The organism is Pseudomonas sp. R3.Fl (assembly GCF_023516765.1).
GTDB classification, from domain to species: domain Bacteria; phylum Pseudomonadota; class Gammaproteobacteria; order Pseudomonadales; family Pseudomonadaceae; genus Pseudomonas; species Pseudomonas citronellolis.
Genome location: NZ_JAMGSO010000001.1, coordinates 6,610,597 through 6,626,151 on the forward strand (window position 1 = coordinate 6,610,597; position 15,555 = coordinate 6,626,151).

The 15,555-nt window shown below is 69.2% G+C and carries 17 protein-coding genes; 7 read left to right on the forward strand and 10 right to left on the reverse strand.

Annotated elements, in window-relative coordinates; translation table 11 throughout:
• Window positions 1–609 precede the first annotated feature (609 nt).
• The 6 genes from M8R19_RS29280 to cydP all read right to left on the reverse strand — a co-directional run bounded on the left by M8R19_RS29280 (window position 610) and on the right by cydP (window position 4,283).
• Window positions 610–783 (reverse strand): hypothetical protein, encoded by a 174-nt coding sequence (locus tag M8R19_RS29280; protein ID WP_159458817.1) that lies wholly within the window; start codon window positions 781–783, stop codon window positions 610–612.
• A 160-nt stretch (window positions 784–943) separates the two neighbouring features.
• Window positions 944–1,243 (reverse strand): cyd operon YbgE family protein, encoded by a 300-nt coding sequence (locus tag M8R19_RS29285; protein ID WP_249919680.1) that lies wholly within the window; start codon window positions 1,241–1,243, stop codon window positions 944–946.
• Window positions 1,224–1,340, reverse strand: coding sequence for a cytochrome bd-I oxidase subunit CydX (gene cydX / locus M8R19_RS29290; RefSeq protein WP_009623142.1), 117 nt, complete (start codon window positions 1,338–1,340; stop codon window positions 1,224–1,226). The genes M8R19_RS29285 and cydX overlap by 20 nt, the downstream gene beginning before the upstream one ends.
• 12 nt (window positions 1,341–1,352) lie before the next feature.
• Complete coding sequence (gene cydB, locus M8R19_RS29295; protein ID WP_074980616.1) at window positions 1,353–2,489, reverse strand: cytochrome d ubiquinol oxidase subunit II; 1,137 nt, start codon at window positions 2,487–2,489, stop codon at window positions 1,353–1,355.
• 10 nt (window positions 2,490–2,499) lie between these two features.
• Entirely contained in the window at window positions 2,500–4,074 is a 1,575-nt protein-coding gene (locus M8R19_RS29300; protein ID WP_249919681.1) for a cytochrome ubiquinol oxidase subunit I, read from the reverse strand.
• Window positions 4,074–4,283, reverse strand: a complete 210-nt coding sequence (gene cydP, locus M8R19_RS29305) for a cytochrome oxidase putative small subunit CydP (RefSeq protein WP_043272039.1) — start codon at window positions 4,281–4,283, stop codon at window positions 4,074–4,076. Before cydP ends, M8R19_RS29300 begins: the two co-directional genes overlap by 1 nt.
• A gap of 183 nt (window positions 4,284–4,466) precedes the next feature.
• On the opposite strand from cydP, the gene M8R19_RS29310 reads away from it, so the two are divergent.
• Both M8R19_RS29310 and M8R19_RS29315 read left to right on the forward strand, forming a co-directional pair.
• On the forward strand, window positions 4,467–4,664 hold the full coding sequence (locus tag M8R19_RS29310) for a YgaP family membrane protein (RefSeq protein WP_249919682.1): 198 nt from the start codon (window positions 4,467–4,469) through the stop codon (window positions 4,662–4,664).
• Between the two features lie 184 nt (window positions 4,665–4,848).
• Window positions 4,849–5,082 carry a metal-sensing transcriptional repressor gene (locus tag M8R19_RS29315; protein WP_009623131.1) on the forward strand — a complete coding sequence of 78 codons (234 nt, stop codon included), beginning with the start codon at window positions 4,849–4,851 and terminating at the stop codon, window positions 5,080–5,082.
• A 20-nt stretch (window positions 5,083–5,102) separates the two neighbouring features.
• On the opposite strand, the gene M8R19_RS29320 is transcribed toward M8R19_RS29315, so the two are convergent.
• The 3 genes from M8R19_RS29320 to M8R19_RS29330 form a co-directional block, all read right to left on the reverse strand.
• The gene (locus tag M8R19_RS29320; protein ID WP_074980613.1) at window positions 5,103–5,897 is read right to left on the reverse strand and encodes a sulfite exporter TauE/SafE family protein; all 795 of its coding nucleotides are present in this window, start codon (window positions 5,895–5,897) and stop codon (window positions 5,103–5,105) included.
• A 10-nt stretch (window positions 5,898–5,907) separates the two neighbouring features.
• The gene (locus M8R19_RS29325; protein ID WP_249919683.1) at window positions 5,908–7,590 is read right to left on the reverse strand and encodes a bifunctional protein tyrosine phosphatase family protein/NAD(P)/FAD-dependent oxidoreductase; all 1,683 of its coding nucleotides are present in this window, start codon (window positions 7,588–7,590) and stop codon (window positions 5,908–5,910) included.
• An 83-nt stretch (window positions 7,591–7,673) separates the two neighbouring features.
• Window positions 7,674–8,612: an MBL fold metallo-hydrolase gene (locus tag M8R19_RS29330; RefSeq protein WP_116423971.1), complete on the reverse strand. Its 939-nt coding sequence runs from the start codon at window positions 8,610–8,612 to the stop codon at window positions 7,674–7,676.
• Window positions 8,613–8,760: 148 nt separating this feature from the next.
• Between M8R19_RS29330 and M8R19_RS29335 the strand changes: the two genes are divergently transcribed.
• Window positions 8,761–9,411 carry a peroxiredoxin gene (locus M8R19_RS29335; RefSeq protein ID WP_245323042.1) on the forward strand — a complete coding sequence of 217 codons (651 nt, stop codon included), beginning with the start codon at window positions 8,761–8,763 and terminating at the stop codon, window positions 9,409–9,411.
• Window positions 9,408–9,806: an ArsR/SmtB family transcription factor gene (locus M8R19_RS29340; protein WP_074980609.1), complete on the forward strand. Its 399-nt coding sequence runs from the start codon at window positions 9,408–9,410 to the stop codon at window positions 9,804–9,806. Before M8R19_RS29335 ends, M8R19_RS29340 begins: the two co-directional genes overlap by 4 nt.
• On the opposite strand, the gene M8R19_RS29345 is transcribed toward M8R19_RS29340, so the two are convergent.
• A complete protein-coding gene (locus tag M8R19_RS29345; RefSeq protein WP_116424119.1) occupies window positions 9,803–10,564 on the reverse strand; it encodes a TetR/AcrR family transcriptional regulator in 762 nt (253 codons plus the stop codon). The genes M8R19_RS29340 and M8R19_RS29345 overlap by 4 nt on opposite strands.
• Before the next feature lie 482 nt (window positions 10,565–11,046).
• Between M8R19_RS29345 and M8R19_RS29350 the strand changes: the two genes are divergently transcribed.
• The 3 genes from M8R19_RS29350 to mdeB all read left to right on the forward strand — a co-directional run bounded on the left by M8R19_RS29350 (window position 11,047) and on the right by mdeB (window position 15,545).
• A complete protein-coding gene (locus M8R19_RS29350; protein WP_249919684.1) occupies window positions 11,047–12,261 on the forward strand; it encodes an acyl-CoA dehydrogenase family protein in 1,215 nt (404 codons plus the stop codon).
• Window positions 12,262–12,277: 16 nt separating this feature from the next.
• Window positions 12,278–12,784: a flavin reductase family protein gene (locus tag M8R19_RS29355; protein ID WP_074980607.1), complete on the forward strand. Its 507-nt coding sequence runs from the start codon at window positions 12,278–12,280 to the stop codon at window positions 12,782–12,784.
• A gap of 100 nt (window positions 12,785–12,884) precedes the next feature.
• Window positions 12,885–15,545, forward strand: coding sequence for an alpha-ketoglutarate dehydrogenase (gene mdeB / locus M8R19_RS29360; RefSeq protein WP_249919685.1), 2,661 nt, complete (start codon window positions 12,885–12,887; stop codon window positions 15,543–15,545).
• Window positions 15,546–15,555: the final 10 nt, after the last annotated feature.

Consider the following 15,555-nt stretch of genomic DNA (forward strand, 5'->3'; position numbering starts at 1 on the left):
ACGACGACCCCATGCGTCGTGGCGGCTTTTTCATGGGGGATCGGAGAGCTTTGCGTAGGAGCAACTGTCTTGCGCCGAGGTGCTCTTCGTAGGATGGGTTGAGCTTGCGAAACCCATGCGGTTGCGCTGATGGGTATCGCTTCGCTCAACGCCATCCTACGAAAAGCCGTGCTTCCTGGAACCGTAGGGCCCTGCCTGCGATTTCGCGCGCAGGGCGCGCTCCTACATGGGCACGGTGGCGGGGCAGCCCGTAGGAGCGGATCGCGTTTGCGAATGGTGCGTGCCTGTGGCTTTGGGGGTTAGGGAGAGGGGCTCTTGGACCTGCCACCGATGTTCCGGCCCGCAGCCGAAAATCGCGGATAAGGTCCTCCTCCGGTCCGATGGGGGAGCGCCCGAGGGTGGGATAACTCGCCGGCGTCCATGTCTGGCCCCCTCGGGCGCTCGGTTCCACTATGTTTTCGCCGGAGGCCGGAAACGAATGACCTGGGTCAAGGCTTCCGGACTGTTTCCATGCGCAATGAGCACACCATCCTATCGTTCAGGTCCGGCGCTTCCTGCTCCCTGGCTGATCGAGGCCAGCGGGGCCATTCCCGCCAGGCCGTGGCGGGATCAGCTCCCTTGTACCCAGTCGCGGGGATCCTGGGAGAAGTAGTGCCTGTTCAGGTCCATGGCGTCGTAGGCGGCGGGATCGGCGTCGCGCTTCGCCCGGGCTTTCTCCAGCTGGGCGCAGCCCGTGGAGAAGAGCAGGGCGAGCAACGGAATGACGATGGAAAGGTTTTTCATGTTTGAACCTGCCAGGGTGAGTTGAAGCGGAATAGGTGGTTTGCGCTGCCGTCGGATGGCTCGCTGGCGTGGAGGGCTTGCCGTCGTGCAGGTGTCGCTGTCCGCCGCCGGGGTGGCGATGCATGGGCGTGGCTCTTCCGATGGGTGGGGACGCGCGGCCTCAACTCGTCCGCGCGCAGAGCAGCAGGCCATAGCCCAGCAGCATCAGCGGCCAGGCCACGGTCGGGCCGAACAGCAGCGCCCACGGCCGGCCGCGCGGGTCGAAGCCCACGCCGTGGACGAAGCCGCCGCTCACCCCGAGCATCACCAGCATCAGCAGGCCATGGCTGTAGCCGCCGTTGGCGTCGAGCATCAGCGCCGGGTGGATCAGCAGCACCAGCGCCAGCGGCGCCGCCAGCAGCAGCGACAGCGCGCGGCTCCAGCGGCGGCGCAGGGCGCGTTCAGGACTGGCGGCGGTCATCGCTGTCCAGGTCCTGGGTGGTTTCCAGCCAGAGGGCGTTGATGATGCCGAAGCTGCAGGCCAGCAGCACACCGAGAATCCAGGTGAAGTACCACATGCTTGTCGCTCCTCAGTAGAGTCCGTGGGGGTTGGCGTCGATGTGCCCGCGGTTCAGCCGGCCCCACATGCGCACGTAGCCCCAGAGCGTGTAGCAGAGGATCAGCGGCACGAAGATGCAGGCCACGGCGAACATGATGCCGAGGGTCTTGTGGCTGGACACCGCGTCCCACAGCGTCAGGCTGGCCGCCGGGTTCTCGCTGGAGGGGAAAACGAAGGGGAACAGCGCGAAGCCGGCGGTGCAGAGGGTGCCGACGATGGCCAGGGCGCTGCCGAGGAAGGCCAGGCCGCCCCTGTTGCCGCTGGCGCTGGCCAGGGCGAGCAGCCCGCCGAGGATGCCCAGCGCCGGGGCCAGCAGCGTCAGCGGCTGCTTGTGGTAGTTGGCCAGCCAGCCGGCGTTGTCCAGCGTCACCTGCTTGTGCAGCGGGTTGAGCACGGCGTTGCCGTCCACCGCCGAGGCCAGGCTGAAGCCGTGCATGCCCAGGCTGAGCCACAGCCCGGCGCCGATGAAGGCTGCCAGGTACACCAGCGCGCACAGTTGCGCGGCGCGGCGCGAGCGTTCGGCCAGTTCGCCGTCGGTGCGCAGCATCAGCCAGGCGCCGCCGTGCAGGCAGAGCATGCTCAGGCTGACCACCCCGGCGAGCAGGGCGAAGGGGTTGAGCAGGGCGAAGAACGAGCCGCTGTAGGTCGGCCGCATCATTTCGTCGAGGTTGAACGGCAGGCCCAGGAACAGGTTGCCGAAGGCCACGCCGAACACCAGCGCCGGGACGCAGCCGCCGACGAACAGCGCCCAGTCCCAGGCCGCGCGCCAGCGCGGGTTCTCCAGCTTGCTGCGGTAGTCGAAGCCCACCGGCCGGCAGAACAGCGCGAACAGCACCAGCAGCATGGCCCAGTAGAGCCCGGAGAAGGCGGTGGCGTAGACCATCGGCCAGGCGGCGAAGAGCGCGCCGCCGGCGGTGATGAACCACACCTGGTTGCCGTCCCAGTGCGGGGCGATGGTGTTGATCGCCACGCGCCGCTCGTGGTCGTCCCGGGCGACGAAGGGCAGCAGCGCCATGGCGCCCATGTCGAAGCCGTCGGTGAGGGCGAAGCCGATCAGCAGCACGCCGATCAGCACCCACCAGGTGATCTTCAGGGTTTCGTAGTCCATGGCGGGCTCCTCAGGCAGTGGCCGGGCGCTGCGCGGCGCCCTGCTCGAAGTGGTAGCGGCCGGTGTGCAGGCTCGACGGGCCGAGGCGGGCGAACTTGATCATCAGGTACAGCTCCACCACCAGCAGCAGGCTGTAGAAGGCCACCAGCGCGATCAGCGAGCCCCACAGGTCGTGGGTGCCCAGGCTGGAGGCGGACAGGTGCACCGGCAGCACCTCGCCGATGGACCAGGGCTGGCGGCCGTGCTCGGCGACGTACCAGCCGGTCTGTGCGGCGATCCACGGCAGCGGCAGGCTCAGCAGCGCCCACTTCAGCAGCCAGGGCTTGCGCTCCTCGTTCTTGCGCGCCGAGGCCCAGAAGGCGCAGGCGAACAGGGCGAGCATGAGGAAGCCGCAGGCGACCATGATGCGGAAGCTGAAGAACAGCGTGAGCACGTCGGGGATGGTGTCCAGGGTGGCCAGGCGGATCTGCTCTTCGCTGGCGTCCACCACCTTGTCGGTGTACTTCTTCAGCAGCAGGCCGTAGCCCAGGTCCTGCTTCACATCATTGAAGGCGGCGAGGGTGGCCGCGGACGTGTCGCCGCCGCGCAACTGTTCCAGCAGCGCGTAGGCCTGCATGCCGTTGCGGATGCGCGCCTCGTGCTGCACCAGCAGGTCCTTGATGCCGGTGACCTCCTTGTCCAGCGAGCGGGTGGCGATGATGCCCAGCGCGTAGGGAATCTTGATCGCGTAATGGGTGCGCATCTGCTCCTGGTCGGGGATGCCGAACAGGGTGAAGCCGGCCGGCGCCTGCTCGGTGCTCCACTCGGCCTCGATGGCGGCCAGCTTGGTCTTCTGCACGTCGCCGATCTCGTAGCCGGACTCGTCGCCGAGGATGATCACCGAGAGGATCGAGGCCAGGCCGAAGGCCGAGGCGATGGCGAAGGAGCGGCGGGCGAAGCCCTGGTCGCGGCCCTTGAGCAGGTAGTAGCTGGAGATGGCCAGGACGAAGACCGCCCCGGTCACGTAGCCGGCGGCCACGGTGTGGACGAACTTGACCTGGGCCACCGGGTTGAACAGCAGGGCGCCGAAATCGGTCAGCTCCATGCGCATGGTCTGGAAGTTGAATTCCGCGCCCACCGGGTTCTGCATCCAGCCGTTGGCGATCAGGATCCACAGCGCCGAGAGGTTCGAGCCCAGCGCCACCAGCCAGGTCACGCTCAGGTGCTGGACCTTGGACAGGCGATCCCAGCCGAAGAAGAACAGGCCGATGAAGGTGGATTCGAGGAAGAACGCCATCAGCCCCTCGATGGCCAGGGGCGCGCCGAAGATGTCGCCGACGTAGTGGGAGTAGTAGGCCCAGTTGGTGCCGAACTGGAACTCCATGGTCAGCCCGGTGGTGACGCCGAGGGCGAAGTTGATGCCGAACAGCTTGCCCCAGAACTGCGTCATGTCCTTGTACACCTGCTTGCCGGTCATCACGTAGACCGACTCCATGATCGCCAGCAGGAAGGCGAGGCCCAGCGTCAGGGGCACGAACAGGAAGTGGTACATCGCCGTCATCGCGAACTGCAGGCGTGACAGGTCGACTACGGCTTCGGAAATCATCACGGGGACTCCTTGGCGGGGGATGAGGTGGGGGTGGATACGGGGTCGGGGGTGCCCAGCAGGTGCGCGCTGACCTGTCGTTCGCCCTCGGCGGGAAGGGTGGGGTGGTCGAACCAGATGGCCTTGATGGCCAGGAGCAGCACCAGCTTGATCAGCAGGATGGCCGCCAGTTCCTTCACCAGCTTCGGGTAGCGGATTGACGCACTCACTTGTGCACCTCCGGAGCGACTGCTGTAATACCCCATAGGGTATGCTGGAAATGCCCTTCCAATGAGATGGCAGATTGACGCAGCAGGCGCCTGGACCCTCGTCCGGCGCCCGACCCGGCAAGCCGCGCCGCTCATGTTCACCGCGCTGGATGGCCAGCGCGGGACCTGACCAAGGAGATCGTCATGAAAGCGAATGTCGGGACCATCGATCGCGTTGTGCGCATCGTCGTGGGGCTGCTGCTGATCGGGCTGAGCCTCGCCGGCGTGATCGGCTGGTGGGGGTGGATCGGCGTAGTGCCGCTGGCCACCGGCATCTTCCGTTTCTGCCCGGTTTATCCGCTGCTGGGCATCAGCACCTGCGGGAGCTGCAAGCGCTCCTGAGGCCGGGCGCGGGCCATGCCCGGCGGCTGCCCCGCCGCCGGGCTGGCTGTGCCCGCCGAACAACGCTACCCTCACGCCCGGGCGCCGGGTTGCCGTGGATGGGAACCCCATGGAGCCTTCACCTCGGGATGCGCGTTGGAAGGTACACGTGAGCAGAAAAAGCGATATCACCCCCCAGGAAGCGATGCTCAACCGCCTGGCCCGGGTCGAGGGCCAGATACGCGGGTTGCAGGCCATGATCCGCCGGGGCGAGGAGTGCGAGACCATCGCGCTGCAGTTCCGCGCGGCGCGCAAGGCCCTGGAAAAGGCCTACCAGGAGCTGCTCGCCTGCCTGCTGGAAGAGGCGTTCGAGGACCAGGAGCAGGACGCGGCGCAGACGCTGCAGCGGGTCCGGGCGATCTTCACGAAATACACCTGAGCGGTGCGTTGCCCTGTCGTTCATATGACGCCCAGCGCCCCCAGGCTGCGGTAGAGCATGTACAGCGCGGTGGCGCCGATCATCGCCGCCGACACCAGGTTCAGGGTGCCCTGGCTGCGCGACAGGCGCGTCGCCAGCCAGGCGCCGCACAGCCCGCCGGCCACCCCGCCGCCGATGAACACCACCGCCAGCGGCCAGTCCACCAGGCCCGAGCGCGCGTAGTTGAGCGCGGTGGTCAGGCCGAAGGCGGTCACTGCCACCAGCGAGCTGCCCACGGCGAAGAGGATCGGCATGCGCGTGGCGGCCATCAGGCCGGGGACGATGAGGAAGCCGCCGCCGATGCCGAAGAATCCCGACAGGGCGCCGGCCAGGCCGCCGAATGCCGCCAGCCGCGGGGCGTTGCCGCGGCCCAGGGCCACCGCGGCGTCGCCTTCGCTGGCGCGCCCGCGCAGCATCAGCGCCGCCACCACCAGCATCAGCAGGGCGAACAGCACCAGCAGCTTCTGGCCGTCGAAGGCCTTGCCCAGGGACGAGCCGAAGAAGGCGCCGACCACCCCGACCAGCGCGAACACCGAGGCGCAGGGCCACTTCACGTTGCCGCGGCGGGCATGGTTGAGCAGGTTGGCGGCGGCGTTGGCGGCCACCGCCAGGGCGCTGGTGCCGATGGCGACGTGGGGGTTGTCGACGCCGACCAGGTAGACCATCAGTGGCACGGCGAGGATCGAGCCGCCCCCGCCGACCAGGCCGAGGGTGAAGCCCACCAGCGAACCGGCGGCGGCGCCGAGCAGGTACTGCAACAGGCTGAGGGTCGGCATCGCGGCTTCCTCAGGCGGACTGTTCGGCGCGGCGCCGGCCGGGCGCGCAGAGCCACTCGCGGCCCTTGAGCATGGCGTTCCAGTAGATGCCCGGCAGCGCCTCGGACTTCAGGTGCCAGGCCAGGCGCGACGGCTTGCGGCCATCGAGCAGCCAGCGCGGGAAGGTGGGCAGCAGCTTGCCGCCGTAGCCGAACTCGGCGAGCACGATCTTGCCGCGCTCCACGGTCAGCGGGCAGGAGCCGTAGCCGTCGTAGGCCGCCGTCAGGGGCTGGCCGTCGAGGCAGGCGAGGGCGTTGTGCGCCACCACCGGCGCCTGCTTGCGCGCCGCCGCGGCGGTCTTGGCGTTGGGCGCGGCGCTGGCGTCGCCGAGGGCGAAGACGTTGGCGAAGCGCGCATGGCGCAAGGTCACCGGGTCGACGTCGATCCAGCCGCCGTCGCCGGCCAGCGGGCTGCTGCGGATGAAGTCTGGAGCGGTCTGCGGCGGGCACACGTGGAGCATGTCGAACTCGCGCACTTCCTCGTGGCGCTGGCCGTCGGCATCGGTGCGGGCGAAGGTGGCGGTGCGCGCCGGGCCGTCGACGGCCGCCAGGGTCGAGCCGAAGTTGAGCTGGGCGCGGTAGCGCTCGACGTACTCCATCAATGCCGGCACGTAGTCCGCCACGCCGAACAGCGCGGCGCCGGCGGTGTGGAACTGGATATCGATGCCGTCCAGGCGGCCACCGCGCAGCCAGTGGTCGGCGGACAGGTACATGGCCTTCTGCGGCGCGCCGGCGCACTTGATCGGCATCGGCGGCTGGGTGAAGAGCGCGCGGCCGCGGTGCAGGCCGCGCACCAGCTGCCAGGTGTAGGGCGCCAGGTCGAAGCGGTAGTTGGAGGTCACGCCGTTGCGCCCCAGGGTGTCGGCCAGGCCGGGGATGGCGTTCCAGTCCAGCTTCAGGCCGGGCGCCAGGATCAGCACGCGGTACTTCAGGCTGGCGCCGTTGGCCAGGATCACCCGCTCGTCCTGGGGCGCGAAGGCTGCCGCGGCGGAGCGCTCCCAGGCCACGCAGTCGGGGATCAGCGCCGCCATCGGGCGCACCGTGCGGTCCTGGGTGAAGACGCCGGCGCCGACCATGGTCCAGCCCGGCTGGTAGTAGTGCTCCGTGGCCGGCTCGACCATGCAGATGCTCAGGTTCTGGCGGCGCTTGAGCAGGCTGGCGCAGGTGGCCAGGCCGGCGGCGCCGGCGCCGATCACCACTACGTCATAGGTGGGCTCGCCGCGCCCCGGGCGGGGGCTGGCGGCGGCCTGCAGGCGCGGGCGCAGCTGGCCGAGGTCGAAGCCGGCGCGGGCGGCGCGGGCGAGTATGTCGTCCAGGGGCCGTTGCCCGGCCTGGGACAGCGCCCAGAGGGTGGCCGAGCGGGTGCCGGTGCGGCAGTAGGCGAGCACCGGGCCGGGCAGTTGCTCCAGCGCGGCGGCGAAGGCGTGGACGTCGGCGTCGCCGATGGCGCCGCTGATCACCGGCAGGTAGGCGAACTCCAGGCCCAGGGCGGTGGCGGCCGCGGCCATGGCCTGGCTGCCCGGCTGGTCGTCGGCCTCGCCGTCGGGGCGGTTGCAGACCAGGCTGCGGATGCCGGCGGCGGCCAGGGCGGAAAGGTCTTCGGGGTTCAGTTGCGGGGCGACGCAAAAGCCATCGTCCAGGGGCAGACGTTGCATGGCGGATTCCTCTTCTTCTTTCGGCGGCGCAAGGCAAGGGGAGGGCGGCGGGACAGCGGCCGTCATGGCCCGCCGTCGGCGGCTCAGAGCAGGTTCAGCGGCAGCTTGAGGTAGCGCACGCCGTTGTCTTCCGGCTCCGGCAGGTGGCCGCCGCGCATGTTCACCTGCACCGAGGGCAGCATCAGGCGCGGCATCGGCAGGGTGGCGTCGCGGGCGTCGCGCATGGCGACGAACGCGGCCTCGCTCACGCCGTCGTGGACGTGGATGTTGCCGGCGCGCTGCGCGCCGATGCTGGTTTCCCAGGCGTAGCGGTCGCGGCCGGGGGCCTTGTAGTCGTGGCAGAGGAACACCCGCGCCGGCTGCGGCAGGCCGAGCAGCCGGCGGATGGAGCGGAACAGCGTGGCGCTGTCGCCGCCGGGGAAGTCGCAGCGCGCGGTGCCGTAGTCGGGCATGAACAGGGTGTCGCCGGGGAACACCGCATCGCCGATCACATAGGCCATACAGGCCGGGGTATGCCCGGGCACGTGCAGGGCGATGGCCTGCAGGTTGCCGATGCGGAAACTTTCGCCATCCGCGAAAAGATGGTCGAACTGGCTGCCGTCGCGGGCGAAGGCGCTGCCGGCGTTGAAGATCTTGCCGAAGGTCTGCTGCACCCGGGTGATCCGCTCGCCGATCGCCAGGCGTCCGCCCAGGCGTTCCTGCAGCAGCGGCGCGGCGGACAGGTGGTCGGCATGGGCGTGGGTCTCCAGCAGCCAGGACACCCGCAGGTCGTTGGCCTGGACGAACTCCACCAGGGCCTGGGCCGACTCCTGGTGGGTGCGGCCGCTGGCCTGGTCGAAGTCGAGCACGCTGTCGATGATGGCGCAGGCGTTGCTGGTGGGATCGCGCACCACATGGCTGACGGTGAAGGTGGCTTCGTCGAAGAACGAGGTGACCTGCGGGGCGGGGGCGCGGCCGCTGGTGGCGTCGTCGACCAGTGCGCTGGCGGCGGCCAGGGCGGCATCGGCGTGGAGGGCGGACATGGGGGACGTCTCCTGCGACATTGACCTGAATCATGCTTACACTATTTCTTTAATAGTGCAATTATGAAAACGTCGAAGTGTCGGCGTCGACGCTACCGGGCCGGGGCGGTAGCATGACGGGCCTGTTCAGCCGAGGATCTGGATCACCGTGGAAGCCAATGCCTGTTCCGCTCCCTCCATGCCGCCGCTGCGCCAGAACGACCGTGCGCCGGAGTTCCGCGCCCGCACCACCCGCGGCGACGTCGCCCTGAGCGACTACCGCGGCCGCTGGCTGCTGCTGTTCTCCCACCCGGCGGACTTCACCCCGGTGTGCACCAGCGAGTTCATCGCCTTCGCCCGCGCCAAGCCGCGCTTCGACGCACTGGGCTGCGAGCTGCTGGCGCTGTCGGTGGACGGCCTCTACTCGCACCTGGCGTGGATACGCGACATCCACGAGCGCTTCGGCGTGGCCATCGACTTCCCGATCATCGAGGACCCCTCCATGGCCATCGCCCGCGGCTACGGCATGGTCGGCCCCGACGCGGTGGACAGCTCGACCACCCGGGTCAGCTACGTGATCGATCCGGAGGGCATCATCCGCGCCCTGAGCTGGTACCCGATGAACGTCGGCCGTTCGGTGGAGGAGTTACTGCGCCTGGTTGCCGCGCTGCAGGCCACCGACCGGCACGCCGCTTCCACGCCGGAGGGCTGGCAGCCCGGCGGCGCGCTGCTGGAGCCGGTGGCCCTGGATGCCCATGAGGCGTTGCAGGTCGAGCCCGGCCCGGACGAAACCTGGTACTACCGCTGGAAGAAACCATGAAGGCGCCGGCCGACGAGGGCCTGGAAGCCCTGAAGGAGCGCGCCAACGACGCCGCCGAACTGCTGCGCCTGCTGGCCAACCCGACGCGCCTGCTGCTGCTCTGCCAGATCGCCCGTGGCGAATGCTCCGTGGCGGAACTGGAACGCGACCTCGGCCTGCGTCAGCCCGGCCTGTCGCAGCAACTGGCCGAACTGCGGCAGAACCAGCTGGTGAAGACCCGCCGCGAATCCCGCTCGATCTACTACAGCCTGGCCGACGCCCGCGTGCAGGTGCTGCTGGAAGCGTTGCACGAGGCGCTGTGCGGCGATCCGCAGCTGCAGCAGGTTGCCAGGCTCCCCGCCAGGGCGACGCCGGCGCCCGGGGAGAGCGCGCGCTTCGCCCGCATCGAGCGCTAGGCCTGCTGCCGGCGATAGGCGAGGAACTCGCGGCCCTCGCGCGAGTTGAGGTTCAGCGACCACACCGGGCGCGGCAGCTCCAGCGCGCCCGAGCCCCAGTCCTGCAGGTAGCTCAGCGAGAAGTCCACGCCGCGCCGGCAGGTGGCCGCGTCGTAGCCGAGGCTGGCCATGGCCATGTGCACGCAGGCGTCGATGTATTCGTTGGGCTGTTCCACGCCCTGCAGGATGGTCTGGATGCTCAGGGCCGAGGCGCCCATGAGGAAGTCGGTGGCGGCGTCGAGGCGTTCGAAGTGGAGTTCGCCGGCGGCGCGCCCACTCTCCAGGTCGCGGCCCATGTACTCGGCCACCAGGGCGTGGTGCGGCCAGACGTCGACGCGGGTGACGAAACCGGCCCACTTGCGGTCCAGCAGGGCGCGCACCAGGAACACCCGGAAGCCCACCGAGATGCGCTTCCACGGCTCCTCGAGGATGTCGTAGAGCGGCAGGATGTCGGTGGTCATCTGGTTGCTCAGGTCCTGGCCGAGGGCGACCAGCACCTGGTCCAGGGAATCGAAGTAGCGGTAGAAGGTGCCGCGCGAAACCTTGGCCTCGCGGATCACGTCGTCGATCACCGGCGCGGCCGAGCCGGGCTCGGCGAATACCCGCATCGCCGCGTCGAGCAGGCGCGTGCGCATCAGCAGGCGTTTCTTCTCCGCCATCTTCGGGCGGTGGTCGGGGCTGGCCCGTCCGCGGGGGGAGGGCTGTTCGCTGTCGGACACGGGTTTCATCTCCGGGAGTGACAAAATGTCATTGTTAAAAACTATGCCGATGGTCGGGTGGATAAATTTATTTGATCGCACCCCTTGTACGAGCAGGGCGTCTGTCCTACATTGCTGACCAATGTCGGAATGACAAATATGTTCAGTCTATAACGTATTAGTCGCTCTGGCGCTTTCGTCATAAAAACAACAGGAGACGAAAAATGATCCGTAACGCCTTGCCGCCCCGCCTGTCCCGCCCGCTTCCTCCGCCGCCGCGCCGCAAGCGCCCGCGCGCCTGATATTTCCCCGCATTCCTAGCCACTCCGGGTAACCGTATGCCTGCGGGGCCGCCAAGGTCCTGAGCGCCGACGCCTGCCCGCGAGGAATCCATTGCCATCCAGTGCGCCCTGGCGCCACGGCCGGCGGGATTCGTTCGCCCAGAACAAATGAATGACATTTTAGTCATTGTGACATACAAGGTCGAAGCCATGAAAGAAGCGATGAAAGTGTCCGACGTAAGCGTGCTGCCGCTGGCCGAGCAGCGTCCGTCCCTGCAGGAACTGGTCAAGCGCGCCGAAGCGCTGCAGCCGCTGCTGCGCAAGAACGCCGCGGACTCGGAAAGGAATCGCCGCGCCGCCGAGGAAAACATCCAGGCCATCCGCGACGCCGGGCTGTTCCGGCTGATGGTGCCCAAGCGCTTCGGCGGCCACGAAGGCACCCTGCGCTCGCACCTGGAAGTGTCCGCGGCGCTCGCCGAAGGTTGCGGCGGCACCGCCTGGGTGGCCGCGCTGACCAACGTCTGCGCCTGGTTCACCGGCCTGTTCAGCGAGCGCGCGCAGAACGACGTGTTCGGCGCCAACCCCGACGCCCGCGTGTCCGGCGTGTTCAACGCCTCGCCCAACACCCGCCGCGTCGAAGGCGGCCTGATCGTCTCCGGCAAGTGGTACTTCTCCTCCGGCAGCCTGCACGCCGACTGGGCCGCCGTGGGCGCCGAGGAGCGCGACGCCAACGGCGCGCTGGTGGCCCAGTACCTGGCGCTGATCCCGCGCGAGCAGTTCTGCATCGAAGACACCTGGTTCACCACCGGCATGCGCGCCTCGGGCAGCAACTGCATCGTCGCCGAGGAAGTGTTCGTGCCCGACCACCGCCTGCTGAACATGGGCGCGGCCATCGAGGGCGAATACCCCACCGAGTTCAAGGACGAGGCCAGCTACCGCCCGCTGTTCGTGCCCTTCGCCGCGCTGATCCTCAACGGCCCGCAGCTGGGCCTGGGCCGCGCTGCGCTGAAGTACGTGATCGACAACGCGCCGCGCCGCGCCATCGCCTACACCTCGTTCGAGAAGCAGACCGACTCGGTGCTGTTCCAGGCCCAGGTCGCCGAGGCCGCGCTGAAGATCGACAGCGCCGAGCTGCGCGCCTTCCGCGCCGTCGACGAGATCGACGCCGCTGCGCGCGAGGGGCGCAAGCTCGACGCCACCACCCGCGCGCGCATCCGCGCCGACGTCGGCCTGGTCAACACCCACATCACCGAGGCCATCAACATCCTGCTGACCGCCCACGGCGCCGGCAGCTTCGCCGAGACCAGCCCGATGCAGCGCTGGTGGCGCGACTCCAACACCGCCGCGCGGCACGCCGTGGCCCTGCCGAGCATCGGCCTGGAGCTGTACGGCAAGGCGCTGCTGGGCGTGGAAAACACCGTCACCCCGCTGATCTGACCGGGAGGGCAACCCCATGGACCCTAAACTCCTGCGTTCGGTGATGGGCCAGTTCGCCACCGGCGTCACCGTGATCACCTACCTCGCCGACGGCGAGCCGGCCGGCATGACCGCCAACGCCTTCATGTCGGTGTCGCTGGAGCCGCCGCTGATCCTCGTCTCGGTGCGCAACGCCTCGCGCTTCAACCAGTGGGTGAAGGAGGGCGTGCGCTATGGCGTGAACTTCCTCGCCGAGACCCAGCGCCCGCTGAGCGCGCACTTCGGCGGGCGCCCGGAGGAGGGCCTGGAGCTGCCGTTCTGCCAGCACCAGGACACCCCGCTGCTGGACGGCAGCCTGGTGCAGCTGGTGGCGCGCACGGTGGACGTGCACCCGGCCGGCGACCACCAGCTGTACATCGGCGAGGTGGAGCACCTGCGCATCGGCGAGCAGCGCAAGCCGCTGCTGTTCTATAGCGGCCGCTACCACCAGATGCACGCCCGCTCGCCGGGCGCCGAATGGAACGGTAGCCGCGAAGGCTGGTAGGCCCGCGCACCGACGATTGACCGCGCGAACGCCACGGCGCCCCCGCAGGGGGCGCCGGAGGGCGGCTCGCGCCTGCGAAACCCTGATCGAGCGAAGAACCATGACAGCCAGGATCACCGAATCATCCCGCGAGCGCGCCGAACAGGACAGCGACCGCCAGGAAACCCACGAATGGCTCGACGCCCTGGAGGCCGTGGCGCGCAGCGCCGGCGGCGAGCGCGTCGACTTCCTCCTGCAACGCCTGGCCGAGCACGCCAGCCACCTGGGCGTGCGGCCCTCGGCGCACCCCTATTCGCTGTACCAGAACAGCATCCCCCTGGAGCGGCAGCCGGCCTTCCCCGGCGACCTGGCCATGGAGGAACGCATCACCTCGATCATCCGCTGGAATGCCCTGGCCATGGTGGCGCGGGCCAACAAGGCCTATGGCGAGCTGGGCGGCCACATCGCCAGCTACGCCTCGGCGGCGGAAATCTTCGAGGTCGGCTTCAACCACTTCTTCCGCGCCGACAGCGCCGCCGGCAAGGGCGACCTGGTGTACTTCCAGCCGCACTCGGCGCCCGGCGTCTACGCCCGCGCCTTCCTCGAAGGGCGCCTGGGCGAGGAACAACTGCAGCGCTACCGCCAGGAAGTGGACGGCGGCGGCCTGTGCTCCTACCCGCACCCCTGGCTGATGCCGGACTTCTGGCAGTTCCCCACCGGCTCCATGGGCATCGGCCCGATCAGCGCCATCTACCAGGCGCGCTTCCTCCGCTACCTGGAGCACCGCGGCATCGCCGACACCGCGCAGCGCCACGTCTGGGGCGTGTTCGGCGACGGCGAGATGGACGAGCCGGAATCCCTCGCCGCGCTGTCCCTGGCCGCCCGCGAGAAGCTCGACAACCTGACCTTCGTGATCAACTGCAACCTGCAGCGCCTGGACGGCCCGGTGCGCGGCAACGGGCAGATCATCCAGGAGCTGGAGGCGCTGTTCAGCGGCGCCGGCTGGAACGTGATCAAGGTGATCTGGGGCTCGGACTGGGACGGGCTGTTCGCCCGCGACCGCAACCACGTGCTGCTGCGCCGCTTCGCCCACACCGTCGATGGCCAGTACCAGACCCTCGGCGCCAACGACGGCAACTACAACCGCGCGCACTTCTTCGACCTCGACCCGGAACTGCAGGCGCTGGTCTCGCACATGAGCCCCGAGGAGATCGACGGGCTGCGCCGCGGCGGCCACGACTTCCGCAAGCTGCACGCCGCCTTCGCCGCGGCCAAGGCGCACGACGGCCGGCCGACAGTGATCCTGGCCAAGACCAAGAAAGGCTTCGGCATGGGCCAGGCCGGCGAGTCGCGCAACACCTCGCACCAGCAGAAGAAACTCGACATCGACGCGCTCAAGGCCTTCCGCGACCGCTTCGCCCTGCCGCTGAACGACGCCGCCCTGGAAGAAATGCGCTTCTACAAGCCGGCCGAGGACAGCGCCGAGCTGCGCTACCTGCGCGAGCGCCGCGAAACCCTGGGCGGCTACCTGCCGCGCCGCGTCGGCCAGGCCGAACCCTTGGCGCTGCCGGCGCTGGAGAGCTACGCGCAGTTCGCCCTGCAACCGGACGAGCGCGAAAGCTCGACCACCACCGCGGTGGTGCGGCTGTTCTCCAACCTGCTCAAGGACAAGCAGCTGGGCCCGCGCATCGTGCCCATCGTCGCCGACGAGGCGCGCACCTTCGGCATGGCCAACCTGTTCCGCCAGATCGGCATCTACTCGCCGGCCGGCCAGCTCTACGAGCCGGAAGACGCCGGGGCGATGCTCTACTACAAGGAGGCGCGCGACGGCCAGCTGCTGGAAGAGGGCATCACCGAGGCCGGGGCGATCTCCTCCTGGGTAGCGGCGGCCACCTCCTACAGCGTCAACGGCGTGGCCATGCTGCCGTTCTACATCTACTACTCGATGTTCGGCTTCCAGCGCATCGGCGACCTCATCTGGGCCGCCGCCGACCAGCGCGCCCGCGGCTTCCTGATCGGCGCCACGGCCGGGCGCACCACCCTGGCCGGCGAGGGCCTGCAGCACCAGGACGGCACCAGCCAGCTGATCGCCTCCACCGTGCCCAACTGTCGCGCCTACGACCCGGCCTTCGCCAGCGAGGCGGCGGTGATCATCGACCACGGCGGGCGGCGCATGCTCGAAGCGCAGCACGACGAGTTCTACTACCTGACGGTGACCAACGAGAACTACGTGCAGGCGCCGCTGGACGCCGCACAGCACGCCGACGTGATCAAGGGCATGCGCCTGTTCGGCAGCCGCGGTGAGGGCAAGCCGGTGGTCCGCCTGCTCGGCTCCGGGGCCATCCTGCGCGAGGTCATCGGCGCCGCCGAACTGCTCGCCGAGGAGTGGGGCGTGGCCAGCGAGATCTGGAGCGTCACCAGCTTCTCCGAACTGGCCCGCGAGGCCCGCGAGGTCGAGCGCGAGCAACTGTTCGGCGACGACAGCGAGGCGCGCAGCCACCTGCAAACCTGCCTGCCCGGCGAGGTGCCGGTGGTGGCCGCCAGCGACTACGTGCGCGGCTATGCGCAGCTGATCGCGCCCTACCTGCAGGCGCCGTACACCGCCCTGGGCACCGACGGTTTCGGCCGCAGCGACACCCGCCCGGCGCTGCGCCGCTTCTTCGAGCTGGACCGCCAGCACATCGCCCTGGCGGCGCTGGCCGGCATCGACCGCGACAAGCATGCCCAGGCCCGCGCGCGCTACGCCATCGACGGCGCCGCCGGCGCCCCCTGGAACCGTTGAGGAGTGAATG